Genomic DNA, 524 nt, shown 5'->3' with positions numbered 1-524 from the left:
GAGCGACGCTCAGCGTGATCGACGGGGTGGGGTCGCTGGTAGCGTGCCCGAACCGACCCCACCCCGATCCGCTGCGCGGCTCGACCTTCCCCACAAGGGGGAGGGTAGCGCCGGCGCTCTCCTCATCCATGCCTGGCCGGATCGCATCGCCAGGGCGCGCGGCGAGCGCGGCCGCTTCGTGCTCGCCAATGGTTCCGGTGCGACGGTCGATGCCGCCGATCCGTTGGCCGGCGAGACCTGGCTGGTCGTCGCCGACCTGCAGGGCAAGGCGCAGAACGCCCGCATCACCGCCGCCGCGCCCGTCGACGAGGCCGATTTCCGCGCGGCGCTCGCCGACCGAATCGAGACGAAACGAGAAGCCAGCTTCGATCGCGAACGGCGTGCCGTGCGCGTGCGCGAGATCGCGCGGCTTGGCGCCATCACGCTTTCCGAGCGCATGCTGCCGGCGCCTTCGGGCGCCGATGCGGATCGCGCCATCCTGGATGCCCTGCGCGAGCACGGCCTGTCACTGCTCGGCTGGGGCA

The 524-nt window shown here is 72.1% G+C and carries 1 pseudogene; it reads left to right on the top strand.

From position 1 onward, the window contains the following. Positions 1 to 109: 109 nt before the first annotated feature. Positions 110 to 524, top strand: a pseudogene (locus EOA29_RS39555) (ATP-dependent helicase HrpB); the annotation flags it as partial.

The organism is Mesorhizobium sp. M1E.F.Ca.ET.063.01.1.1 (assembly GCF_003998155.1).
GTDB lineage: Bacteria > Pseudomonadota > Alphaproteobacteria > Rhizobiales > Rhizobiaceae > Mesorhizobium.
Note: the sequence above shows the minus strand (reverse complement) of the source record. Positions and strands in the feature narration are given on the sequence as shown.